Genomic DNA, 21,606 nt, shown 5'->3' on the forward strand with positions numbered 1-21,606 from the left:
GAACCGCACCATCGCCGGGCGCCGGCGTGGTTAAAGTGCCTGCATGATCGCGTCCCGCTTCGCCGTTGTTTGCGCTCTCCTGTTCGGCGCCGCCTTCGTGGGTGCCGCACCCGCTTCGGCGACGGGTACCGAAGGCGCCTGCCCGGAGGGCGACGGCGTGACGGTGGTCGTCGACTTCGGCGACCTGGGCCCCGAGCCGCTGATCCGCTGCGCCCCCGGGACACCCGCGAACGGCGTCGCTGCCCTGCAGGACGCCGGGATCGAGGTGGCCGGTTCGCAGAAGTACGGCCTCGCCGTGGCCTGCCGGATCAACGGCAAGCCCGGCCCGGACGTCGAACCCTGCGCCGGGATGCCGTCGGCCACGGCGTACTGGAGCTACTGGCACGCCTCCGCCGGCGGCAGCTGGACGTCGAGCCAGGAAGGCGCGCAGACGGCGAAGCCGACGGCCGGCGGGTTCGAAGGGTGGGCGTTCGCGCGGCCGAAGTCCGCGAACGACCTGCCGTCGCCGCCCCGGGTGCCGCCGGTGCGCCAGGTTGCTTCGCCGGCCCCCGCGCCCGCCGCTGACCAGGGCAGTTCGTTCCCGTGGGGCCTGGTGATCGGGGCCGTCGTGATCGTGGTGGTCGGCGGCGCCGGGATCGTCGTCGCCCGTCGCCGGCGTGCGCAGTAGGGCGCTGCACCCCGGCGCCTGGTGGGCCTGGGCGCTCGCGCTGGCCGTCGCCGCCAGCCGCACGACGAACCCGCTGCTGCTCGGCCTGATCATCGCGATCGCCGGGTTCGTCGTCGCGAACCGGCGCAGTGACGCGCCCTGGGCACTGGCGTTCCGGCTGTACGTCTACGTCGGCGCGCTGATCGTCGCCTCGCGCGTGCTGTTCCGGATCTTGATCGGCGGTGAAGACGGCGGGCACGTCCTGTTCACGCTGCCGCGGATCCCGCTCATCGCCGGGCTGTCCCTGTTCGGGCCGGCGTCGGCGGAGGAGCTGCTCGGCGGCTTCTACGACGGCCTGCGGCTGGCCACGATGGTCGTCTGCGTCGGTGCGGCGAACGCCCTGGCCAACCCGAAACGCCTGCTCAAGGCGGTGCCGGGAGCGTTGTACGAGGTCGGCACGGCGGTGACGGTGGCGTTGACGGTCGCCCCCCAGCTCGTCGAGAGCGTGCAGCGCGTGCGGCGGGCCCGCCGGTTGCGGGCGGGCCGGACTCGCGGGCTGCGGGCGGTCAAGGGCATCGTGGTGCCGGTGCTGGAGGACGCGATGGACCGGTCCCTGCGGCTGGCGGCCGCGATGGACTCCCGGGGCTACGGCCGCCGGGCCGACCTGAGCTTCCGCTTGCGCGTGCTGATCGCTTCGTGCGTCCTGTTCGGGCTGGTCGGGGTGTGCGTCGGCGTCTACGGTGTGCTCGACGGGACGTCGCCGTCCTGGCTCGGGGTGCCGCTGCTGGCGGGCGGCCTGGTCGTGGCCGTCGCGGGCTTCGTCCTCGGCGGGCGCCGGGTGCGGCGGACGGCGTACCGGCCGGATCCGTGGCGCTGGCCGGAGACGCTGGTCGTCGCGGCCGGAGCCGGGGCGTGCGCGCTGCTGTTCGTCACCGCGCGGGTCGATCCGGGGCGGTTGTTCCCCTCGCTGAGCCCGCTGCGCTGGCCGGAAGTCTCGCCGGTGCACGCGTTGTCCCTGCTGGTCGCCGTGCTCCCGGCGTTCGTCGCACCCCCGCCGCCGTCGTTGGAGGTCGTCCGGTGATCGAGTTCTCCCGGGTCACGGTGACCTACCCGGACGCGGCGCGGCCGGTGCTCTCGGACGTGTCCCTGCTGGTCGAGGAGGGAGAGCTGTGCCTGGTCGCCGGTCCGACCGGGGCCGGCAAGTCGACGTTCCTCGGCGCGATCAACGGGCTCGTCCCGCACTTCACCGGCGGCCGGCTGGCCGGTCGGGTGCTCGTGGCCGGGCGCGACACCGCGGCGTTCCCACCGCGGGAGCTGGCCTCGGTCGTCGGCGTCGTCGGGCAGGACCCGCTGGCGGGGTTCGTGACGGACACCGTCGAGGAGGAGCTCGCGTACGCGATGGAGCAGCTGGCGGTGCCGCCGGAGGTCATGCGCAAGCGGGTCGAGGAAACCCTGGACCTGCTGGGCATCGCGGAGCTGCGCAACCGTCCGCTGCGGACGTTGTCGGGCGGCCAGCAGCAGCGGGTCGCGATCGGCTCGGTGCTGACGGCGCACCCCTCGGTGGTCGTGCTCGACGAACCGACGTCGGCGCTGGACCCGACGGCCGCCGAGGACGTGCTCGCGGCGATCACGCGCCTGGTGCACGACCTCGGGACGACGGTGATCGTCGCGGAGCACCGGATGGAGCGCGTCGCGCAGTACGCGGACCGGCTGCTGTACCTGCCGGGCGACGGCTCGGTGCGCTCCGGCCCGCCCGCCGAGATCCTGGCGACGTCGTCGATCGCCCCGCCGATCGCCGAGCTGGGACGGCTCGCGGGCTGGTCACCGCTGCCGCTGTCGGTCCGGGACGCGCGGCGGGTCGCGGGGCCGCTGCGCTCGCGGCTCTCGCTGAGTCGCCAAAAATTGTCGGTGGTGGGTCGTAGTCTCTCGGTGACCGGTTCGGCACTGGATGTGAGAGGGGTGGTGGTCCGATACGGAGATGTTCTGGCGGTGCGCGGGGTCGACCTGCGTGTCGGGCCGGGGGAAGTGGTCGCGCTGATGGGACGCAACGGCTCCGGCAAGTCGTCGCTTCTCTGGGCGGTGCAGGGCAGCGGGCCGAGGTCGGCGGGGAAGGTCGACGTCGGCGGAGCTGACCCGGCGTCGCTCAAGCCACGAGTGGCCCGTCAGCGCGTCGGACTGGTCCCCCAGACCCCGGCCGACCTGCTGTACCTCGATTCGGTGGACGCCGAGTGCGCACAGGCGGACGCGGAATCGGAGGTGCCGGCAGGCACGGCCCGGGCGCTGCTGGACCGGCTCGCCCCCGGGATCGCCGGTGAAGCGCACCCCGGCGATCTTTCGGAAGGGCAGCGGCTGGCGCTGGTGCTGGCGGTCCAGCTGGCGGCGGCCCCACCGGTCGTGCTGCTCGACGAGCCCACCCGCGGCCTGGACTACCACGCGAAACGGCGCTTCGCCACGATCCTGCGAGAGCTGGCCTCGCAGGGCCGGGCGGTGGTGCTGGCCACCCACGACGTCGAGTTCGTGGCCACGGTGGCCGACCGCGTGGTGGTCATGGCCGAGGGCGAGGTGGTAGCGGACGGCCCGACGAAGGAGGTGGTCGTCGCATCACCGGCGTTCGCCCCGCAGGTGGCGAAGATCTTGGCCCCGGAGCGGTGGCTGACGGTGGACGAGGTCGCGGAAGCACTGGCATGAGGACGCAGGTGGAGGGGAGGGGGCGGGGGCGGGCGGGGGGCCGAAGCCGACGAGCAGGCTCCGCCGGCCGGCGGGTCGCGGTGGGTGGTGTCCCGCAGGCGCGCGACCGCTCCGGCGCGGAGTTCGCCATGGCTCAGCGCCGACGTGAAGCCTCGCCGACTTCGGCCATCGGCCCGCGCCCAGCGGTGGTTCGCTGCCGAGCCGAAGCCTCGCCGGCCTTCGCCGTCGACCCGCGTCCACCGGTCCGCGCCCCCGAACCGGCCCAGGTCCCGGCATGACCGACTTCCTCGGCCCACCGCCTCGCCCCATCCGCCTGACCCCGCGGCCCGCGCTGGTCCTGACCGTCGCGAGCCTCCTCGGCCTGGCCATGTTCTGCTGGCCCCTGTTCACCCACCCGCAACCCACCGCGGCCGCGCACACGATCGACGCACCCTTCGTCTTCATGGCGACCCTGCCGGTGCTGATCCTCGTTGTGCTCGCCGAGCTCTCCCGCGGCGGCATCGATGCCAAGGCGCTCGCCCTGCTCGGGGTGCTCTCGGCCGTCAACGCGGGGCTGCGGCCGCTCGGTGCGGGTACCGGCGGCATTGAGCTGGTGTTCTTCCTGCTCGTGCTCGCCGGTCGCGTCTTCGGGCCCGGGTTCGGGTTTGTGCTCGGCTCGACTTCGCTGTTCACCAGCGCGCTGCTCACCGCCGGGGTCGGGCCGTGGCTGCCGTTCCAGATGCTCGCGTCGTCGCTGATCGGGCTCGGGGCCGGGCTGCTGCCGCGGACACCGCGTGGCAAAGCCGAGATCGCCCTGCTGGTCGCCTACGGCGTCTTCGCGGCCTACTTCTTCGGGCTCCTGATGAGCCTGTGGTCGTGGCCGTTCCTCGCCGGCACCAGCGGCGACCTCGGGTTCGTGCCCGGCGCGCCGCTGCCGGAAAATCTGCACCGGTTCGCGGTGTACACCGTCCTGACGTCGACCCTCGGCTGGGACACCGGCCGCGCCGTCACCAACGCGGTCGCCATCGTCCTGCTGGGGCCGGCCGTCCTGGCCGTGCTGCGGCGCGCCGCCAGGCGGGCGGCCTTCGGCGCGCCCGTGACGTTCGACCGGGGTCAGCTGTAGGAGTAGAAGCCGCGGCCGGTCTTCTTGCCGAGCAGGCCCGCGTCCACCATGCGCAGCAGCAACGGCGGCGACGAGTACAGCGGCTCCTTGAACTCCGCGTACATCGAGTCCGCGATGGCCTTGATCGTGTCCAGCCCGATCAGGTCGGACAGGCGCAGCGGGCCCATCGGGTGGGCGGTGCCCAGCTCCATGCCGCGGTCGATGTCCTCGGCCGAGGCGAAACCCGACTCGATCATCCGGATCGCCGAAAGCAGGTACGGCACCAGCAGCGAGTTCACGATGAACCCGGCGCGGTCCTGCGAGCGGATGACCGTTTTGCCCAGCGCCGTCGTCGCGTGCTCCTCCGCGCGGCGGGCGGTTTCCTCGCTGGTCAGCAGCGAGGGGACCAGCTCCACCAGCGGCAGCACCGGCACCGGGTTGAAGAAGTGGATGCCGACCACCTGCTGCGGGCGGCTCGTCGCCATGCCCAGCTTCATGATCGGGATCGACGACGTGTTGGACGCGAACAGCGCGTCCTCGGCCTCGACGATCTTGTCCAGCTGGCGGAAGACCTCGACCTTCGCCTGCTCCTGCTCGAGGATCGCCTCGATGACCAGTTCGCGGTCGGCGAACTCGGCGATGTCCGTGGTGAACCGGAGCCTGGCGAGCGCCGCGTCGGCGTCCTCGGTGGAGAGCTTGCCGCTCTTGATGCCGCGTTGCAGCGACTTCTCGATGCGCGCCTTGCCCGCGTCGAGCGCCGGCTGGTTCACCTCGGTGACCACGACGTCCAATCCGGACCGCGCGTGCACTTCGGCGATACCGGACCCCATCAGGCCCGCCCCGACGACTCCAACCCGACTTACCACCGGCTCACTCCTTCATCGCTTCGCAGGCCCGCGTGCTTTTGACACGATTTTGGGCAGCACGCGACGCGCGAGGGCGGTTGCCGGCTGTGGCCGGCTCCACCCTCGCGCGGTTACGCGTGCTCAACGACGGTACTCGTCGTACCCGTCGTCGTACGGGTCTTGATCATCGCTGTCGGACTCCTCGTAATGACTACTGGAGGAGTTACTCGACAGCTCGCGCTGCAAAGCATCGAAGTCAGTCTCGTGCGAGCTGTACTTGAGCTCACGCGCCACCTTCGTCTGCTTGGCCTTAGCCCGGCCGCGCCCCATGGCTCGACCCCCTCGCACAGGGGCGGGGCGGCCGGGGGAATCGGCGGCCCCGCATCGTCTCGACAATTATTTCCTGCTCACACCGTACCGTGTCCGGGGGGTTCGATGCGACGTGGCACGGTGTGCCGGTCACGACAGTGTCCGCCGGACACCGGTTACCGGCCGGTCGGTGGCGATCGGTGCAGGTAGACGTGCCACGATCTACCCGTGCTCCGTCCCTTTGTGGCTTACCTGCGGGTGTACGAACCCCTGCTCGCCCTGGGCGATCCGCCGGACGAACGGCTGCGTGCGGCCGTCGCGGCGGCCAAGCTGAGGCGGACGGACGCGGGAGCGCGCGAGCAGGCCATGTGGCTCAAGTCACAGGTCGCCGCACCGCGGCGGCTGCTGCCCGCCGAGCTCGCCGACGGCCGTCCCGCGCCGAGCCTGCTGACCGACGTCCTGGTGCTCGATCCCGGCGAGGTGCCGGGCGGCAAGGCCGAACACGGTCCGCTGGTCTGCCCGCTCGAGCTGCGGGCCCGCTCGGCGGCGGCGCTGGTCACGTTCCTCGGTGACGCGCACCCGGCGCTGAAGAACGTCGTCCTCGACGAGGGTGGCTTCACCCAGGAGACGATCCGCGCCCGGACCAAGTCGGCGATGGTGGACTTGAGCACGTCGGCGGCGCACACGTTGTCGACCACGTGGACGGTCCCGCTGCCGTGGTTCGTGCTGATCGAGCCGGAAGAGCGACGGCTGGTGCTGGGCAGCGGCCGCACCGACCCGAAGCGCGAGCTGTCCTGGCGCGCGACGCTCGCCGACGCGCAGCACCGCGCCCGCGAGGCGGGTGAGCTGCTGGAGCAGACGTTCGGCGACTCGGGGCCGGGCCGGGTGCTGTTCGAGACGCGCCGCTGGCTGGACAACTTCCACGCGGACTCGGTGATCGAGCTCGACTACGGCGGCCTGGTCCAGCTGTTTACGGACCCGGTCCTGGAGGCCGACAACACGGCCGACGAGGTCCACGACATCCTGGACGCCCTGCGCTCGGGCAACGTCGAGGAGCTGGCCGAGCTGTTCTCCGACCTGCGGGAATTCTGGGGCGACGTGGCCGCCCGCGAACGCGCCAACTAGGACCGGGACCACCGCGAACGGCCGTCGGGGGCTGCTCAGCCCCGCAGCTCCGGCACCCGGATCTCGCCGACCGCTTGCCCGCCGCCCAAAACCGCGGGCCGGGCCAGCTCCGCCAGCCCGGACACGTCCGCGCCGAGATACCGCAGCGCCTCCACCGCCAGCGGCGCACAAGCCCGCTTCGCGCCGTCGTCCACCTTCATCGCCACCGCGAAACCGTCCGGCAAGGCGAACGCCTGGACCCCTTCCGCGCCCGCCTTCGCGATCAACCCCTCCACCGCGGACATCAGCGTCGTGTCCTCGCGGCCCGTCCCCGCCACCAGCCAGGGGTGCGCCCGCATCGCCGAAGCCACCGCCGCCGAAGACCCCTCTGCAGCACAGGCAATCCGGCCGAACGCCCGAGCCAACCCCGTCAGCGAGAACGCGAACAGCGGCGCGCCGCAGCCGTCGACACCCGTGTGGGCGATCGGCTCGTCCGTCAGTTCCGCGACCACGAGCGCGATCGCCTGCTGCAGGGGGTGGTCCGGCGCCGAGTAGCCCGATACCGGCCAGCCCGCGCGGACACACGTCGTCAGCATCGCCGTGTGCTTGCCCGAGCAGTTCATCATCACCCGGCGGGGCTCGGCGGCGTCGCGCATGCTCGGTACGTGCAACGGGAAGTCGGGCGGGCACGCCAAGTCCTCTTCGCGCAGGCCGGCCGCCTCCAGCAGCTCCAGCACCCGCTTCACGTGGCCGGGCTCACCCGAGTGCGACGCGCACGCCAGCGCCAGGTCCTCGTCCGTGAAGCCCAAGCCCGCGCGCAGCATGCCGACCGCCTGCAGCGGCTTGTTCGACGACCGCGGGGACACCGGCGAGACCACGTCGCCGAGGGCCAGGCGGACCTGGCCTTCGGGGCCGGTCACCACGAGCGCGCCGCGGTGGGCGCTTTCGACAAAACCCGACCGCACGACTTCGGCGAGCACGGGGTTGGTCACTCGGCGCGGCCGCCTTCGTTCTCCAGCAGCTCGTCCACAGTGGCCGATCCCTGCTGGTAGCGCTTCGCGATCTCCGCGTTGAGCGTGTCCATCACGCCCTGCACCTCGCGGCGGAAGGACGACACCGACAGCTCTTCGCTCGCGTACGTGTCCAATGCGGAGGCGAGCTTCTCGTCCGACAGCGACCCGACGTCGGTCAGGTCCGTGTCGCCGATCAGGGCCTCGGCGTGCCGGCGGTGCTCGCCGGCCCGGGACGGCTCCAGCTGCTGGTGCCGGCCCGAACCCGCCGCGGGGCCCAGCGCGTTGTCCGCCAGGATCGTGGCCAGCTGGTCGACGATGCTGGCTTCGCCGCCCGAGCTTCGCCGCGCCTGCTCCGCGCGCACGATGTCGATGCGGGCGTGCAGGAGACGGCGCAGGTAGGACAGGTCGGTCTCTTCTTGCGCGGCTTCGTCGCGCCGCTCGCGCAGCACCTTCAGCGGCAATTCACCCAGGCCGCTGAGGTACCCCGGGCCGAGCACGCGGTCGATCCGCCGCCTGCCGCCGGGCCGCACTTCGATCACAGCGCAGTTTATCCCGGTTGAGCGTGATCTCGCTGTCAGGGCCGTCCGGTCAGCCACGAAGTTGCGCCGCCGCCGCGCGGCCGGGTGCGGGCTGTTCCGAGGGCACCGAATCGGGGTCGATCGCCGCCTGGACGAGGTTGTCCTCCGATCCCGCCAGCAGCTCCGCGCCCACCGGCGTCGACCGTTTGACCAGCGCCAACGCGATCGGGCCGAGCTCGTGGTGCTGGATCACCGTGCCGATCCGGCCGACCGTCCGGCCGTCGAGCAGCACCGGATCGCCGGTCTCCGGGGTGACCGCGGGGGATCCGTCCAGGTGCAGCAGGAGCAGGTTCCGCGGCGGGCGTCCCACGTTGTGGACCTTCGACACCGTTTCCTGACCGCGGTAGCAGCCCTTGGCGACGTGCGCGGCCGAGCCGACCCAGCCCACCTCGTGCGGGATCGTGCGGTCGTCGGTGTCGACGCCCAGCCGCGGCCGCACCGATTCGACGCGCAGCGCGTCGAACACCCAGCTGCCCGCCGCTCGCGCGCCGGCGTCGGTGAGCCGCTTCCACCAGTCCACCAGCGCCGCGCGCGGCACCGCCAGGTCCACGCTGGACCGGCCGGGCCACGGCATCCGCCGCGCGAACCCGCCACCGGGCAGCGCCGCGACCGCGTACGGCTCCGGCCCGACCTCGGCGCCGGCCGCGCTCAGCACGCGCTCGGCGTCCGGGCCGAGCACGGTGAGCAGCGCGAGCTCGCCCGTCGCGTCCCGGATGTCCACCTTGGACCAGAACTTCATCGCCTCGAGGTACTCGTGCAGCGTCTGGGGGCCGCCCTTGGGCAGCGCGCTCGTCACGCGAGGGTTCGCGTCGCTGTCGAGGTAGACCGTGCCGTCGAGGTGGGCCAGCACCATGTGCGTCTCGACCCGGCCCTGGCTGTCGAGGACCAGCGCCTCGGTGCCGGAGCCCTCGGCCAAGCCGGTCACGTGCTGCGAGATCACCAGGTGCAGCCACGACAGCCGGTCTTCGCCGGTGACGGCGAGGAACTCGCGGTGCGACCGGTCGATCACGACCACGCTGCGCGAAGCCGTGCGCTGCTCCGCGAAGGGGTCTCCCCAGTGCCAGGGGACGCCGGCCTCCGGGTGGGCAGGGTCCGACTCGGGCGGAGGGATCGATCCGGGCACGTCCAGCAGCGGCGAGCGGTACGGCATACCGCCCAGCCTAGGTGAGTACGGTGTCGGAATGCGCGTGCTCGTCTTCCTCGACGGAACCCCGGCCGACCCCGACCAGGCCCAGATCAAGGTCGACGACCTCGGGCTGATGCGCGGCGACGGCGTCTTCGAGACGATCCTCGTCGTCGACGGCAAGCCCCGCGAACTCCGGCCGCACCTGGAGCGGCTGGCCCGCTCGGCGGCCATGCTCGACCTGCCCGAGCCCGACCTCGCGGCCTGGGAACGGGTCGTTTCGCTGGTGCTCGAAAAGTGGGCCGGCAGCGCGGAAATGGTGCTGAAACTGGTGTACACGAGGGGATCCGACGGCGACCCGGCCGCGAAGCCGACCGCTTTCGCGCTCGGTTCGGAGGTCGCGCCGTCGATCCGCAAAGCCCGCGCCGAAGGCGTCGCCGCGATCACCCTCGAACGCGGTTTCCCGCCGGATCTCGCCGAGCGCGCGCCCTGGCTGCTGCTCGGCGCGAAGCCGTTGTCGTACGCGATGAACATGGCCGCGGTCCGCGAGGCGGGCCGCCGCGGGGCCGAAGATGTGATTTTCACCGCCGCCGACGGTTCGATCTTCGAAGGCCCGACGTCGACCGTGGTGCTGGCGAAGGGGCGGACGCTCTACACACCGCCGCCGAGCATCGGCATCCTGCCGGGCACCACGCAGGCCGCGCTGTTCCGCGGCGCCGAGAAGGCGGGCTGGGCGGTCAAGGTCGAGCCGCTGACGGTCCGCGACCTGGTCGAGGGCGACGGCGTGTTCATGGCTTCGAGCGTGCGCAAGCTGACCCGGGTGCACACGCTCGACGGCGAGCGCCTGCCCGGTTCCGAAGCGGTGTACGCCGAGCTCCTCGCGGCCTACGAGGGCGAATACGCCTGACCCTGGGTGATCCGGACGACGGCGGGGGCGACCTCTTCGGCGCGGTAGGCGGCGATCTTGTGGTGGCCGTCGATGATCAGCTCGCTTTCGGCGCCGGCCAGCACCACCGCGACCGGCCGGTGCCCGGTGCGGATGGCCGTCCGGTAGTAACCGACGCGGGATTCGTCCGACGGCGGCCAGGTGTCGGTCGGCGTGAGCTGCCGGTCCTCGGGCAGCCGTTCCGGGCCGCTCACGCGGTAGTCGCCGTCGACGAGCAGGTCGAGGACCGGCCCGAGCGTGGTGGCCAGCGGACGGCGCAGCTGCCCGGTGGCGAGGGCGATCCGCAGCGATTGCGGCAGCTCCGCCCGCGCTCGTGTGTTCACGTCGAGGAAACCCGTGCCACCGCTGATCGTCACCTGTTCCACACTTATCAGGACGGGTGACGGCGCGACATGGTTCCAGCCCCTACCCGGACGGGTGCAGGGCGTGACCCGGGTCTCACCCGCGCGGCGGTACGGCTTGGTCAGGAAGGCCGGAACCGGATTCGGGTACCCGGCCGAGCTTGCGCGAGCGCGCTCAACGCGGCGGTTTTGACGACGGCGGCGACGGGATAACCGCCGGTGGTGGGGTGGTCGGCGAGGAAGACCACCGGCCGCCCGTTCGGCGGGACCTGGATCGCGCCGGTGACGACACCTTCGCTGGGCAGTTCGCCGTCGGTGGTCCGGCGCAACGGCGTCCCGTCGAGGCGCAGGCCGACGCGGTTCGACTCGGCGGTGACCGTCCACCACGCCGAGAGGCCGCCCGCCGGGTCGGCGAACCAGTCGTCGCGCGGGCCGAGCGTCACGGGCACCACGAGTTCGCCCGGGGCCCGGACCGGCACGACGACATCCGCGCCCGCCGCGATCCCCGGGACGCCGAGCGGGAGCACGTCGCCGGCGCGAAGCGGCGGCGGGCCGATGCCGGACAGGACGTCCCGGGAGCGGCTGCCCAGCACCGGCTCGACGGCGATTCCGCCGGACACCGCCAGGTAGCACCGCAGCCCGGCCGACGGCGTCCCGACCGACAGCGTCTGCCCCGCGCGAACCGGCAGCGGCACGTGGGAGCCTGCCGGTCGGCCGTCGACGCGGACGTCGACCGCCGGGCCGGTGACCGTCGCCGTCACCGAGGCCGTGAACCGCACGGAAAGCCCGCCGAGCAGGGCTTCGATCCCGGCGGCGTCCTCGGGGTTGCCGGCGAGCCGGTTCGCCAGCCGCAGCGACGCCGCGTCGAGTGCCCCCGACGGTGCGACACCCAGGTGGGCGTAACCGGGCCGGCCCAGGTCCTCCACCAGCGCGTACCGGCCCGGGTCGAGCACCTCCAGGGACCTCATCGGACGCTCCGGAAGCGGACGCGGTCACCCGGCGCGAACAACGCGGGCGGGTCCGCGTGCGGGTCGAACAGCGTCGCCGACGTGTGCCCGAGCAGCCGCCACCCGCCCGGTGACTCGCGCGGGTAAACGCCGGTGAACTCGCCCGCGAGCCCGACCGACCCGGCCGGGACGCGGGTCCGCGGGGACTCCAGGCGAGGCTGCTGGAGCTGTGGCGGGAGGCCGGTCAGGTAGCCGAAGCCGGGCGCGAAGCCGGTGAACGCCACCGTGTAGCCGGCTTCGGTGTGCATCGCGACGACGGCGTCCGGCGAAATCCCGGCGTCCGAAGCGATCAGGGAGAGGTCCTCGCCGTCGTAGCGGACGTCGAGGGTCACTTCGCGGGGCTCCTCCGACGGCGGGTGCGCGAGGTCGGCGTCGGCCAGCAGCGCCCGCACCGCCGCGACACCCCCGACCACGAGCAGACTGCGCGCCCCGGGCACGAGCTCGACGACCCCGGGCGGGCGCGCCGCCGAGACGGCCGCGTGCGCCGCCCGCATCTGCTCGAGCGAGTCGCAGTCGAGCAGGGCGGCGTCCTCGCCACACCGCCGCCAGCGCACGGCCTCAGCCGACGACGCGGTGCAGCAGGGCCGAGGTGTGCGGCTGCATCTCCTGGCCGGTCATCGCCCGTTCCTCGACGTAGCCGAGGGAGCCTTCGATCAGGCCGTACAGCCGCTGGGCCGCGGTGACGTCCTTGGCCGTGGCCGTGCGGATCACCGCGTCGGTGCCGAGCTCCCACGACGTCTGGTTGCGGGGTTTGCCGTAGTACAGCTCGACGATGCCGGTGTTGTGCGTGAGCAGCAGCTCGATCGTGTCGTCGGCCTGCGGCCGCCAGAACCCGGACTCGCGGGCGGCGGGGCGGATGACGTTGCCGTCGTCGTCCAGCAGCCACGCACGGGACTCGTGGATCAGGAACGGACGGCCGTCGTGCGAGATCGTCAGCTGCTGCGCGAACTTGCGGGGGCCGTCGATGGTCGGGTAGTCGACCTCGCCCTCACCGCGCCAGACGCCGACGAGCGGCAGCAGCGCGAGGCAGGCGTCGTTGAGGTTCGGCCCCTCGCGCAGGTTCGCGGTGTCGTTGGGGATGGGCAGGTCGTCCCACAGCGGGAGGTTGCGCGAGCGGGTGCTCTCCGCGCGCTTCTCCGCTGCCACGATGGCTTCGTCGCCGCTGGCGGTCATGGGTCAGCGCTGGTCCGCGTACAGCCGGTAGACGACGTACACGGCGAACCAGGTGATCGCGATGCCGGCGAGGACCAGCAGAGTCGTAAAGATGGCTTCCACGCCCCGCAGAATAGTCCGCCCGGACCCGGACGGCCCTGCGCAGGGTCGCCGCGGTGAGCACGGTCACCGCACCGGGCCCCCGGACTCGCACTTTCACGTGAAAGTGCGCACCTCCGGGGCCGCACTTTCACGTGAAAGTGCGGCCCCGGAGGTGGGACTCAGGCCACCGAGATGGCCAGCTGGTGCAGGCCGGGGCCGTCGGCCGTGACCGAAGCTTCGCCGTTGCCGGTGCGGTGCAGCGCACGGACCGTCCACTCGCCCGGTGCCGCGTAGAAGCGGAAGTCGCCGTCGGCCGACGAGACGACCTCGCCGGTGAAGTCGCCGCCGCCGTCCAGCAGCCGGACGAACGCGCCGCCGACCGGCCCGTCCGCGCCGGTCACCTTGCCCGCGAGCACAACCTGCCCGCGCGTGTCGAAGTCCGACGGCGTGGCCTCCTGGACCGGTGCGCCGCAGCTGTCGTCAACCGCCATCACTTGGCTCCCAACTCGACCGGCACGCCGACGAGCGAGCCGTATTCCGTCCATGAACCGTCGTAGTTCTTCACGTCCTCGTAGCCCAGCAGCTCGTGGAGGGCGAACCACGCGATCGAGGAGCGCTCACCGATGCGGCAGTAGGCGATGGTGCCCTTGCCCTCGTCGATGCCCTCGTCCTTGTAGAGCTCCTTGATCTCTTCCTCGGTCTTGAAGGTGCCGTCTTCGTTGGCGACCTTCGCCCACGGCACGTTCAGCGCGCCGGGGATGTGACCGGGAACCTGGGACTGCTCCTGCGGCAGGTGCGCCGGGGCGAGCAGCTTGCCGGAGAACTCGTCCGGGGAGCGGACGTCGACGAAGTTCTTCGAGCCGATCGACTGGACGACCTCGTCGCGGAACGCGCGCAGCGACAGGTCCTGGTCCTGGGCCCGGTACTCGGTGCGGTCGCGCTTGACCTCGTCGGAGTTCAGCTCGCGGCCGTCGAGCTCCCACTTCTTGCGGCCGCCGTCGAGCAGCTTGACCTTCTCGTGGCCGTACAGCTTGAAGTACCAGTACGCGTACGCGGCGAACCAGTTGTTGTTGCCGCCGTAGAGGATCACGAGGTCGTCGTTGGAAATGCCCTTCTCCGAGAGGAGCTTCTCGAAGCCCTCCTTGGAGACGAAGTCGCGGCGCACCCCGTCCTGCAGGTCGTTGCGCCAGTCGAACTTCACCGCGCCCCGGATGTGGCCGGCGTCGTAGGCGGTGGTGTCCTCGTCGACCTCGGCGAACACGACGCCGGGGGTGTCCAGGTTCTCCTCGGCCCACTGGGTGGTGACCAGGACGTCTTCACGGCTCATGAACTGGACTCTCTTTCTGGGTTGGGTCAGGACGCGCGGGTGGGGCTGAAGCGTTTGACCAGCAAGAACACTTCGCAGCCCAGGCAGAAGTCGAAGGCCGCGTTGAGGAAGGCCGCGAACAGCGCGAACGCCGTCGCGACGATGCCGAGCGGGGTGATCCCCACGGCGAAGCCGATCGTGCCGACCAGGGCGAAGACGAATCCGACGGCCTGGGCGAACCGCAGCGGCGCCGCGTCCTCCCGCTCGGACGTCGGGCCGAGCCGGGGGGCCACCAGCGCGCGGTACACGATCGAGTAGGGCGCCGGCTTCAGCCCCACGAAGGCGCCGATCGCGAACACGACGGTTTGCAGCGCCAGCAGCGGCCACCACTCGGTGACCAGGACGATCGCGAGCACGATCGTGGTCAGGATGGCGGCGAACCGCGGGCCTCGCGGGTCGACGGCCGGTCCGGCGGACATGGATCCTCCAGCTGGGCGGAGAGGGTGCGTGCGAACGGCACGCGTCAGCGGCATCAGGGCTGGTGGGGACCGGGTCGAAAGGTTCAGCGCCGGTCGGGCCGAGCGCGACACAGGCTGCTGCGGACGCGGCAGAGGTCGACTGCGCGTCGCTGCGTCAAGAAGGTGGTCAGCCCGGTCACGGGTGCGAGGGTACCCAGAGCTCCCTCAGAGTGGGAACCACGTTCATACCTTGGGACGATTCCCGATTTCCGGGACAACGCCCTGGTCAGGCCGTCCGCGTCGTGAGATGCGGCCGCAACGCGTCGAGCAGCTCGGGCCCCTTGGGGACGCCGCCGACGCGCAGGAGCTCCCGGCCGTCCGGGGTCAGCGCGATCGTGGTCGGCGTCCGCAGCACCGACAGCGCCTGCGCGACCTCCGGCTGGTTCGTCACGTCCAGCTCGACGTGGTGCAGGCCGGCCGTCCGCTCGGCCAGCGGCGCGAGCACGGCCTTCGCGTGCCGGCAGGGCGCGCAGAAGGTGGTGGAGATCTGGACCAGCGTCACCGCGGACGCCGGGTCGAGGGCGGCGGTGACGGGAGCGGGCAGCTCGCGAGCGGCGGGCTTGGCGGCCCGCACACGGCCGTTGCGCGCTCGGAGCAGCACGCCGACGGCCGCGGCGGCCACCAGCGTCGCCACGAGCACCCACAGTCCCGTCACCGGCCGCTCCCTACTTGCTCAGGTCCGCGAAGGACACGTTCGCCGCCTTGCCCTTGATCGTCACCGATCCGCTGTGCACCTGCACGCCGGTCGGGGTGACCGACAGCGGCAGGTCCTTCGTGCTGATCGAGGCGTTGAAGTTCGGCATCAGCACCTTCTGCACGGCCGCGGGGACCACGGTGGTCTCCTGGTCGTTCCCGAACTGCAGCCGCTTGGGGAGGAAGTTGATCGTGCCCTTGGCGGCGTCCGCTTCGATCATCGCGAAACAGAAGATTTCCAGATCCTTGCCCGCGAACTGAAGGTGTCCCGAAATGCGGACACCGGTGCTCGACTCGTCCTGGTCGGGCTGGCCCTCGGTGGTCTTCGTCGTGGTCGGCGCGGGCTCGCTCTGGCCGGCGTCGCCGTTCTCGACGTACTCCGTGGTCGACGGCTCGATCCGCAGGTCCTTGATCTTGTCCAGCGGCGAGAGGCGGGCCAGGTCGGCGGCCTTGATGGTGACCGAGCCGGTCAGCTCGCCGATGGTGATCGCCTTCGTGTTGCCGTTGGCGAGGTCCGACAACGGCGCCGCGACGTTCTCCAGCTCGGCGTTCACCGCGACGTCCTGGAGCTTGCCGGCGACGGGCACACCGGCGGCGGACACGCTGATGTGACGGTAGTCACCGCCGAGCGCCTGCGTGAGGAACGGGAAGCCGTGGATGGTCACCGACGGGTCGTCGCTCAGCTGCAGCTGCGTGCGGGCCTTCTGCGAAATCATGTGCTCGGCGTACGCGGCGGCCCCGAAATCGGCGCCGACCAGCAGCAGCACCAGCACGATGAGGGCGATCACCCAGCGGCGGGCGCGGCGGCCGCGGCGTCGTGCGTCCGGCCTCGGTGCGGGTCGGTCGTCCCGGGTCACGGGCCTGCTCACCATCGCTTCCGTACTCCTGTTCGTCGGGGACACCCGCATTCCGCCAGGTGTGATCGATCCAGCAAGGGTTAGGTGCCCGGCCGTTCAGCCGCTATTCTCACTTAGCACCGACCAAAGCCGCCGTGCGGCGACGACTCGAGAAGGCGGTGCGGCTGATGAGCCTGGACCTTCTGGTACTGACTGCGGAAGCCGACGCCACTTCGGTGCTCCCCGCACTGGATCTGCTGCCGCACACCGTACGCGTCCGTGCTCCCGAGGTGACGGCCCTGCTCGACGCGGGCCACCGGGACGTGATCGTCCTCGACGCCCGCAGCGACCTGGCCTCGGCGAAGAGCCTCTGCCGCCTGCTCAAGGGCACCGGCGAGGACGAGGCGGCCACCCCGATCATCGCGGTCGTCGGCGAAGGCGGGCTCGTCGCCGTGAGCGCCGAGTGGCGCACCGACGACATCCTGCTGCCCACCGCGGGCCCGGCCGAGGTCGACGCCCGGCTGCGGCTGGTCACGACCCGCGACGGCGGTTCCGCGCAGGTCGACGCCGAGCTGCGGGTCGGCGAGCTGGTGATCGACGAGGCGACCTACACCGCCCGCCTGCGCAAGCGCACCCTGGAGCTCACCTACAAGGAGTTCGAGCTGCTCAAGTACCTCGCGCAGCACGCGGGCCGGGTGTTCACCCGCGCCCAGCTGCTGCAGGAGGTCTGGGGCTACGACTTCTTCGGCGGCACCCGCACGGTCGACGTGCACGTCCGGCGGCTGCGCGCCAAGCTCGGCCCCGAGCACGAGCAGATGATCGGCACCGTGCGCAACGTCGGCTACAAGTTCGAGCGGCCGGCCAAGAGCGGCGGGCCGCGGCCGGGCGTGGCCGCGCAGGCCACCGCCGAGCCCTCGGCCGAAACTCCCGAACTCGCCCACTGATCCCCCTTCCGCGCACGGAAGACGTCCCGCACAACCATCGCGTTGCCTCCGTCACGGGTACGGTCGCAGGGTGAGCGGAGACGGCGAGTGGCGCCAGGAACTGGACGAACAGCAGCTCGAGGACGTGCGGGGGCTGCTGCTGGCCGTGCGCGAAGCCGACGGGCGGCCCGAGGTCGAGCCCGACGGCGCGCTGCCCGGCGAGTTCGACGGCGGTGAGCACCTCGTCGCCTGCGTCGAGGGCGACGTCGTCGGCTACGCCCACCTCAACACCACTGGCAACTCGTTCGGGCACCAGGTCGCCGAGCTGTTCGTGCACCCGGCCCACCGCAACCGCGGTTACGGCGCCAAGCTGCTCCAGGCGCTCGACGAGCGGGCCGCCGTCGGCTTCCGCGTCTGGGCCCACGGCGACCACCCGGCCGCGCAGCGCCTGGCCCGGAAGACCGGCCTGGAGCGCAAGCGCGAGCTGCTGATCCTGCACGTCGACGCCGAGGGCGCGGACTGGCCCGAGCCGGTGCTGCGCGACGGCGTCTCGCTGCGGACGTTCGTGCCGGGGCAGGACGAGGACGCCGTCGTCCGGGTCAACGCGCGGGCCTTCGACTGGCACCCCGAGCAGGGGGCCATGACCGCCGACGACGTCCGCGCGGACGAGCGGCGGCCCTGGTTCGACGCGGACGGTTTCTTCCTCGCCGAACAAAAGGGCGAGGTCATCGGCTTCCACTGGACGAAGGTGCACGAGCCGACGCCGGGCCGGTTCGGCGGCGAACGCGTCGGCGAGGTGTACGTCGTCGGTGTCGACCCGGCCGCGCAGGGCGGCGGGCTCGGGCGGGCCCTCACGCTCGCCGGGCTGCGGTACCTCGCGGGCCGGGGCCTGCGGCAGATCATCCTGTACGTCGAGGGCGACAACGCGCCGGCGCTGGCGGTCTACACCAAGCTCGGGTTTGCGCGTCACGAAACCGACGTCCAGTACGGTCGGTGACCACTATGGACACCGCGCGAACAGTCCGTCACGGAGGGCGAACGCGCAGGTCACGGCCCGGACACGGGGCTCACCCAAGTCAGTAGCACTGCTCACATCCGGAGCCTTGTTCACTTTGCGTTCATCTGGAGAGGGCCGACCGTCCACCGGCGCTGCCTAATGTCCGGATCGGCGCGGCAGCACAGCCGCGGCGACCCGGTCAAGCTCCTGATGGAGGAAACAGCAGTGAAGATCATGCGGCCCCTGAGCGCGGTGGGCATCGTCGCGAGCGCCGCCCTCGTGCTCGCCGCCTGTGGTTCCGACCCCGCGGCGACCAACAGCAGCAGCTCGAACTCGGCTTCGGCGCCCGCTGCGACCGGCACCGCCGACGTGGAGTGCGGTGGCAAGAGCCCGCTCTCCGCCGAAGGTTCGTCGGCCCAGAAGAACGCCATCGACATCTTCACGCAGCAGTACGGCAAGAAGTGCTCGGGCCAGCAGGTCAACTACAACCCGAGCGGCTCGGGCGCCGGCGTCAAGCAGTTCAACGCCAACCAGATCGACTTCGGCGGCTCGGACTCGCCGATCAAGGACGCCGACGCCGAGGCGGCCAAGAAGCGCTGCGCCAGCGACGCGTGGAACATCCCGCTGGTCGTCGGCCCGATCGCCGTCGCCTACAAGCTGTCCGGTGTGGACAAGCTGACGCTGACCCCGGCGGTGACCGCCAAGATCTTCAGCGGTGGCATCACCAAGTGGAACGACCCGGCCATCAAGGCCGTCAAGGGCAACGAGAGCCTGAACCTGCCGGACAAGCCGATCCAGGTCGTCTCCCGCGCCGACGAGTCGGGCACCACCGACAACTTCCAGAAGTACCTGGGTGCGGCCGCGAAGGCCGACTGGACCAAGGGTGCCGGCAAGAAGTTCAACGGTGGCGTCGGCAACGGTGCGCAGGGCTCCAACGGCGTCGCGACCGCGGTGAAGGCCTCCGACGGCGGCATCACCTACGTCGAGGGTGCGTTCGCCAAGGACGGCCTGACCCCGGCCCTCATCGACAGCGGCTCCGGCGGCGTCGAGCTCAGCGCGGCGAACGTGGCCAAGTCCCTCGACGCGGCGAAGTTCCTCAAGGACGGGTCGAACGACCTCGCGCTCGACCTCAACGGCATCTACGCCAGCAACACCCCGGGTGCCTACCCGCTGCTGCTGACGACCTACGAGATCGTCTGCTCGAAGTACGCGAACCCGGACGTCGCGAAGGCCGTCAAGGCGTTCCTGACGGTCGCCGCCACCGACGGCCAGCAGCCGCTGTCCGCCAAGGGTTACGTGCCGATCCCGCAGTCCCTGCAGACCAAGGTCCTGGCCGCGGTCAAGGCCATCTCCTGAACCGGCGTTGCGACTGAAATCCGAGTGATAGAGGCTGGTCAGAAGTAGCTGATGAGCGAGTCATCCTCGACGCGAACGCCCACCGGCGACCCCGGTGGGCGTTCGTCGTCCGTCACGACGCCCCCGGAGGTCCCGATTTCGGAGCAGCAAGCCCCGCCGGCGGAGAAGCAACCGCCCGCGGGTGAGAAACCGAAGAAGGTGCGGCCCGGTGACCGCATCTTCCAGAACTTGACCACCGGGGCCGGGATCTTCGTCGTCGGCCTGATCGGCCTGATCGGGCTCTTCCTGCTCATCCAGGCGATCCCGGCGCTGCAGGCCAACAAGGCCAACTTCCTGACGAACCACGGCTGGTCGACCAGCGACCCCGCGAACATGTCGTTCGGCATCCTCGACCTGCTCGAGGTCACGGTGGCGACGTCGCTCGTGGCGCTGGTCATCGCGATGCCGATTTCGCTGGGCATCGCGCTGTTCCTGACCCAGTACGCGCCGAAGCGGCTCGCGCGGCCGTTCGGGTACGTCATCGACCTGCTCGCCGCGGTGCCGTCGATCATCTTCGGCCTCTGGGGCATCCTCGTGTTCGCTCCGGCGATCGAGCCGTTCTCGCAGTGGATCAACGACACGTTCTCGTGGTTCCCGCTGCTGGCGCCCGGCAACGTCGCGCCCAGCGTGCGCGGCACGATCTTCACCGCCGGCATCGTGCTGGCCGTGATGATCCTGCCGATCATCACGTCGCTCTCGCGCGAGGTGTTCGAGCGGACGCCGACGCCGCACATCGAGGGTGCGCTGGCGCTCGGCGCCACCCGCTGGGAGGTCATCCGCACCACGGTGCTGCCGTTCGGCAAGGCCGGGTACGTCGGCGCGTCCATGCTCGGTCTCGGCCGTGCGCTGGGCGAGACGATCGCGCTGGCCGTCATCCTGCTGATCCCGCAGGGCAAGAACTTCGACTGGAGCCTCTTCGACGGTGGCGCCACCTTCGCGTCGAAGATCGCCGCGAACTACAGCGAGTTCAACAACGAGATCTCGGCGGGCGCGTACATCGCGGCCGGCCTGGTGCTGTTCGTGCTCACGTTCGTGGTGAACTTCGCGGCCCGGTCCGTCATCGGCAAGAAGGGAGACTGAGCATGTCCGTCACCACGCTCGAGGCCCCCGCCACGACGCCGGCGTTCCAGCAGGTCAGCCTCGCCCGCAAGGTCAAGAACGGCATCGCGACCACGCTGGTCTGGCTGTCGTTCCTGATCGCCGTAGTCCCGCTGGTGTGGGTGCTCTACACGGTCGTCGCGAACGGCATCAAGCGCCTCCCGTACTCCAACTGGTGGTCGCAGGACCTGGGCAACTACCTGTCCGACGAGGTCGGCGGCGGCGTGCTGCACGCCATCATCGGCAGCTTGCTGCAGGGCCTGGTCTGCGCGATCATCGCGGTGCCGATCGGCATGCTCGTGGCGATCTACCTCGTCGAGTACGGCCGGGGCAAGCTGGCGAAGGCCACGACGTTCATGGTCGACATCCTCTCCGGTGTCCCCTCGATCGTCGCCGCGCTGTTCATCTACGCGCTCTGGATCACCACCTTCGGCCTGCCGCGCAGCGGTTTCGCCGTGTCGCTGGCCCTGGTGCTGCTGATGATCCCGGTGGTCGTCCGCTCGTCGGAGGAAATGCTGCGGATCGTCCCGGACGACCTGCGCGAGGCGTCGTACGCGCTGGGGGTGCCGAAGTGGAAGACGATCATGAAGATCGTCCTGCCGACGGCGATGTCCGGCATCATCGGCGGCATCATGATGGCGCTGGCCCGCGTGATGGGCGAGACCGCGCCGCTGCTGGTCCTGGTGGGCTACTCCGCCTACACGAACTGGGACATCTTCAGCGGCGAGCAGGCGGCACTGCCGTTGCTGATGAACAACGAGCGGGTCACCAACTCGATGGATCCCGGCTCGGTCGGCTTCGACCGGATCTGGGGCGCGGCGCTGACCCTGGTGCTCATCATCGCTGTGATCAACCTCCTCGCCACCGTGTTCGCGCGCCTCGTCGCCCCGAAGAAGAAGTGAGCT

25 protein-coding genes are annotated in these 21,606 nt (G+C 71.2%); 11 read left to right on the forward strand and 14 right to left on the reverse strand.

The window, feature by feature from the left end:
• Positions 1-43: 43 nt before the first annotated feature.
• The 4 genes from Q5425_RS22855 to Q5425_RS22870 all read left to right on the forward strand — a co-directional run bounded on the left by Q5425_RS22855 (position 44) and on the right by Q5425_RS22870 (position 4,436).
• On the forward strand, positions 44-667 hold the full coding sequence (locus Q5425_RS22855; protein ID WP_308674312.1) for a hypothetical protein: 624 nt from the start codon (positions 44-46) through the stop codon (positions 665-667).
• The gene (locus Q5425_RS22860) at positions 657-1,727 is read left to right on the forward strand and encodes a CbiQ family ECF transporter T component (RefSeq protein WP_308674313.1); all 1,071 of its coding nucleotides are present in this window, start codon (positions 657-659) and stop codon (positions 1,725-1,727) included. Before Q5425_RS22855 ends, Q5425_RS22860 begins: the two co-directional genes overlap by 11 nt.
• The gene (locus tag Q5425_RS22865) at positions 1,724-3,334 is read left to right on the forward strand and encodes an ATP-binding cassette domain-containing protein (RefSeq protein WP_308674314.1); all 1,611 of its coding nucleotides are present in this window, start codon (positions 1,724-1,726) and stop codon (positions 3,332-3,334) included. Before Q5425_RS22860 ends, Q5425_RS22865 begins: the two co-directional genes overlap by 4 nt.
• 274 nt (positions 3,335-3,608) lie before the next feature.
• Complete coding sequence (locus tag Q5425_RS22870) at positions 3,609-4,436, forward strand: ECF transporter S component (RefSeq protein ID WP_308674315.1); 828 nt, start codon at positions 3,609-3,611, stop codon at positions 4,434-4,436.
• Here the strand turns inward: Q5425_RS22870 and Q5425_RS22875 are convergent.
• Complete coding sequence (locus tag Q5425_RS22875) at positions 4,427-5,281, reverse strand: 3-hydroxybutyryl-CoA dehydrogenase (RefSeq protein WP_308674316.1); 855 nt, start codon at positions 5,279-5,281, stop codon at positions 4,427-4,429. The two genes, Q5425_RS22870 and Q5425_RS22875, sit on opposite strands and share 10 nt — an antisense overlap.
• Positions 5,282-5,401: 120 nt before the next feature.
• Positions 5,402-5,590: a DUF3073 domain-containing protein gene (locus Q5425_RS22880; RefSeq protein WP_308674317.1), complete on the reverse strand. Its 189-nt coding sequence runs from the start codon at positions 5,588-5,590 to the stop codon at positions 5,402-5,404.
• 207 nt (positions 5,591-5,797) lie between these two features.
• On the opposite strand from Q5425_RS22880, the gene Q5425_RS22885 reads away from it, so the two are divergent.
• Complete coding sequence (locus Q5425_RS22885) at positions 5,798-6,694, forward strand: hypothetical protein (RefSeq protein WP_308674318.1); 897 nt, start codon at positions 5,798-5,800, stop codon at positions 6,692-6,694.
• A gap of 35 nt (positions 6,695-6,729) precedes the next feature.
• On the opposite strand, the gene Q5425_RS22890 is transcribed toward Q5425_RS22885, so the two are convergent.
• The 3 genes from Q5425_RS22890 to Q5425_RS22900 are packed head-to-tail and all read right to left on the reverse strand — an operon-like array spanning position 6,730 to position 9,414.
• Positions 6,730-7,665: an asparaginase gene (locus tag Q5425_RS22890; protein ID WP_308674319.1), complete on the reverse strand. Its 936-nt coding sequence runs from the start codon at positions 7,663-7,665 to the stop codon at positions 6,730-6,732.
• Complete coding sequence (locus Q5425_RS22895; protein WP_308674320.1) at positions 7,662-8,225, reverse strand: aerial mycelium formation protein; 564 nt, start codon at positions 8,223-8,225, stop codon at positions 7,662-7,664. The genes Q5425_RS22890 and Q5425_RS22895 overlap by 4 nt, the downstream gene beginning before the upstream one ends.
• Positions 8,226-8,274: 49 nt before the next feature.
• Positions 8,275-9,414 (reverse strand): folate-binding protein, encoded by a 1,140-nt coding sequence (locus tag Q5425_RS22900; protein WP_308674321.1) that lies wholly within the window; start codon positions 9,412-9,414, stop codon positions 8,275-8,277.
• A 31-nt stretch (positions 9,415-9,445) separates the two neighbouring features.
• On the opposite strand from Q5425_RS22900, the gene Q5425_RS22905 reads away from it, so the two are divergent.
• Entirely contained in the window at positions 9,446-10,294 is an 849-nt protein-coding gene (locus tag Q5425_RS22905) for an aminodeoxychorismate lyase (RefSeq protein ID WP_308674322.1), read from the forward strand.
• On the opposite strand, the gene Q5425_RS22910 is transcribed toward Q5425_RS22905, so the two are convergent.
• From Q5425_RS22910 to Q5425_RS22950, 9 genes are all read right to left on the reverse strand, one after another.
• Positions 10,273-10,698, reverse strand: a complete 426-nt coding sequence (locus Q5425_RS22910; RefSeq protein WP_308674323.1) for a hypothetical protein — start codon at positions 10,696-10,698, stop codon at positions 10,273-10,275. The two genes, Q5425_RS22905 and Q5425_RS22910, sit on opposite strands and share 22 nt — an antisense overlap.
• Positions 10,699-10,796: 98 nt before the next feature.
• Complete coding sequence (locus Q5425_RS22915; RefSeq protein ID WP_308674324.1) at positions 10,797-11,642, reverse strand: biotin-dependent carboxyltransferase family protein; 846 nt, start codon at positions 11,640-11,642, stop codon at positions 10,797-10,799.
• A complete protein-coding gene (gene pxpB / locus Q5425_RS22920; protein ID WP_308674325.1) occupies positions 11,639-12,235 on the reverse strand; it encodes a 5-oxoprolinase subunit PxpB in 597 nt (198 codons plus the stop codon). The genes Q5425_RS22915 and pxpB overlap by 4 nt, the downstream gene beginning before the upstream one ends.
• 4 nt (positions 12,236-12,239) lie before the next feature.
• A complete protein-coding gene (locus Q5425_RS22925; protein ID WP_308674326.1) occupies positions 12,240-12,854 on the reverse strand; it encodes an FABP family protein in 615 nt (204 codons plus the stop codon).
• Positions 12,855-13,114: 260 nt separating this feature from the next.
• Entirely contained in the window at positions 13,115-13,426 is a 312-nt protein-coding gene (locus Q5425_RS22930; RefSeq protein ID WP_308674327.1) for a DUF1416 domain-containing protein, read from the reverse strand.
• On the reverse strand, positions 13,426-14,262 hold the full coding sequence (locus tag Q5425_RS22935) for a sulfurtransferase (RefSeq protein ID WP_308674328.1): 837 nt from the start codon (positions 14,260-14,262) through the stop codon (positions 13,426-13,428). The genes Q5425_RS22930 and Q5425_RS22935 overlap by 1 nt, the downstream gene beginning before the upstream one ends.
• Before the next feature lie 26 nt (positions 14,263-14,288).
• The gene (locus Q5425_RS22940; RefSeq protein WP_308674329.1) at positions 14,289-14,720 is read right to left on the reverse strand and encodes a DUF4395 domain-containing protein; all 432 of its coding nucleotides are present in this window, start codon (positions 14,718-14,720) and stop codon (positions 14,289-14,291) included.
• 265 nt (positions 14,721-14,985) lie between these two features.
• On the reverse strand, positions 14,986-15,414 hold the full coding sequence (locus tag Q5425_RS22945; RefSeq protein WP_308674330.1) for a thioredoxin family protein: 429 nt from the start codon (positions 15,412-15,414) through the stop codon (positions 14,986-14,988).
• A gap of 10 nt (positions 15,415-15,424) precedes the next feature.
• Positions 15,425-16,324 (reverse strand): DUF2993 domain-containing protein, encoded by a 900-nt coding sequence (locus Q5425_RS22950; RefSeq protein WP_308674331.1) that lies wholly within the window; start codon positions 16,322-16,324, stop codon positions 15,425-15,427.
• Positions 16,325-16,476: 152 nt separating this feature from the next.
• Here Q5425_RS22950 and Q5425_RS22955 point away from each other — a divergent pair, with 152 nt between their 5' ends.
• From Q5425_RS22955 to pstA, 5 genes are all read left to right on the forward strand, one after another.
• A complete protein-coding gene (locus tag Q5425_RS22955; RefSeq protein WP_308674332.1) occupies positions 16,477-17,232 on the forward strand; it encodes a response regulator transcription factor in 756 nt (251 codons plus the stop codon).
• Positions 17,233-17,302: 70 nt separating this feature from the next.
• The gene (mshD, locus tag Q5425_RS22960; protein WP_308674333.1) at positions 17,303-18,208 is read left to right on the forward strand and encodes a mycothiol synthase; all 906 of its coding nucleotides are present in this window, start codon (positions 17,303-17,305) and stop codon (positions 18,206-18,208) included.
• A 225-nt stretch (positions 18,209-18,433) separates the two neighbouring features.
• Positions 18,434-19,564: a phosphate ABC transporter substrate-binding protein PstS gene (gene pstS / locus Q5425_RS22965; protein ID WP_308674334.1), complete on the forward strand. Its 1,131-nt coding sequence runs from the start codon at positions 18,434-18,436 to the stop codon at positions 19,562-19,564.
• A 198-nt stretch (positions 19,565-19,762) separates the two neighbouring features.
• Positions 19,763-20,683 carry a phosphate ABC transporter permease subunit PstC gene (gene pstC, locus Q5425_RS22970; RefSeq protein ID WP_308674414.1) on the forward strand — a complete coding sequence of 307 codons (921 nt, stop codon included), beginning with the start codon at positions 19,763-19,765 and terminating at the stop codon, positions 20,681-20,683.
• A gap of 2 nt (positions 20,684-20,685) precedes the next feature.
• Positions 20,686-21,603 (forward strand): phosphate ABC transporter permease PstA, encoded by a 918-nt coding sequence (gene pstA / locus Q5425_RS22975; RefSeq protein WP_308674335.1) that lies wholly within the window; start codon positions 20,686-20,688, stop codon positions 21,601-21,603.
• Positions 21,604-21,606: the final 3 nt, after the last annotated feature.

Source organism: Amycolatopsis sp. A133 (assembly GCF_031082405.1).
In the GTDB taxonomy this organism is placed as follows: Bacteria; Actinomycetota; Actinomycetes; order Mycobacteriales; family Pseudonocardiaceae; genus Amycolatopsis.

Excerpts from the sequence above, each read along its gene's own strand:
- Q5425_RS22955 (WP_308674332.1), top strand. The coding sequence starts at position 16,477 with ATGAGCCTGGACCTTCTGGTACTGACTGCGGAAGCCGACGCCACTTCG.
- Q5425_RS22915 (WP_308674324.1), bottom strand. The coding sequence starts at position 11,642 with ATGAGGTCCCTGGAGGTGCTCGACCCGGGCCGGTACGCGCTGGTGGAG.
- Q5425_RS22950 (WP_308674331.1), bottom strand. The coding sequence starts at position 16,324 with ATGGTGAGCAGGCCCGTGACCCGGGACGACCGACCCGCACCGAGGCCG.
- Q5425_RS22925 (WP_308674326.1), bottom strand. The coding sequence starts at position 12,854 with ATGACCGCCAGCGGCGACGAAGCCATCGTGGCAGCGGAGAAGCGCGCG.
- Q5425_RS22940 (WP_308674329.1), bottom strand. The coding sequence starts at position 14,720 with ATGTCCGCCGGACCGGCCGTCGACCCGCGAGGCCCGCGGTTCGCCGCC.
- Q5425_RS22870 (WP_308674315.1), top strand. The coding sequence starts at position 3,609 with ATGACCGACTTCCTCGGCCCACCGCCTCGCCCCATCCGCCTGACCCCG.
- pstA (WP_308674335.1), top strand. The coding sequence starts at position 20,686 with ATGTCCGTCACCACGCTCGAGGCCCCCGCCACGACGCCGGCGTTCCAG.
- Q5425_RS22905 (WP_308674322.1), top strand. The coding sequence starts at position 9,446 with ATGCGCGTGCTCGTCTTCCTCGACGGAACCCCGGCCGACCCCGACCAG.
- Q5425_RS22935 (WP_308674328.1), bottom strand. The coding sequence starts at position 14,262 with ATGAGCCGTGAAGACGTCCTGGTCACCACCCAGTGGGCCGAGGAGAAC.
- Q5425_RS22930 (WP_308674327.1), bottom strand. The coding sequence starts at position 13,426 with ATGGCGGTTGACGACAGCTGCGGCGCACCGGTCCAGGAGGCCACGCCG.
- Q5425_RS22855 (WP_308674312.1), top strand. The coding sequence starts at position 44 with ATGATCGCGTCCCGCTTCGCCGTTGTTTGCGCTCTCCTGTTCGGCGCC.
- Q5425_RS22880 (WP_308674317.1), bottom strand. The coding sequence starts at position 5,590 with ATGGGGCGCGGCCGGGCTAAGGCCAAGCAGACGAAGGTGGCGCGTGAG.
- Q5425_RS22900 (WP_308674321.1), bottom strand. The coding sequence starts at position 9,414 with ATGCCGTACCGCTCGCCGCTGCTGGACGTGCCCGGATCGATCCCTCCG.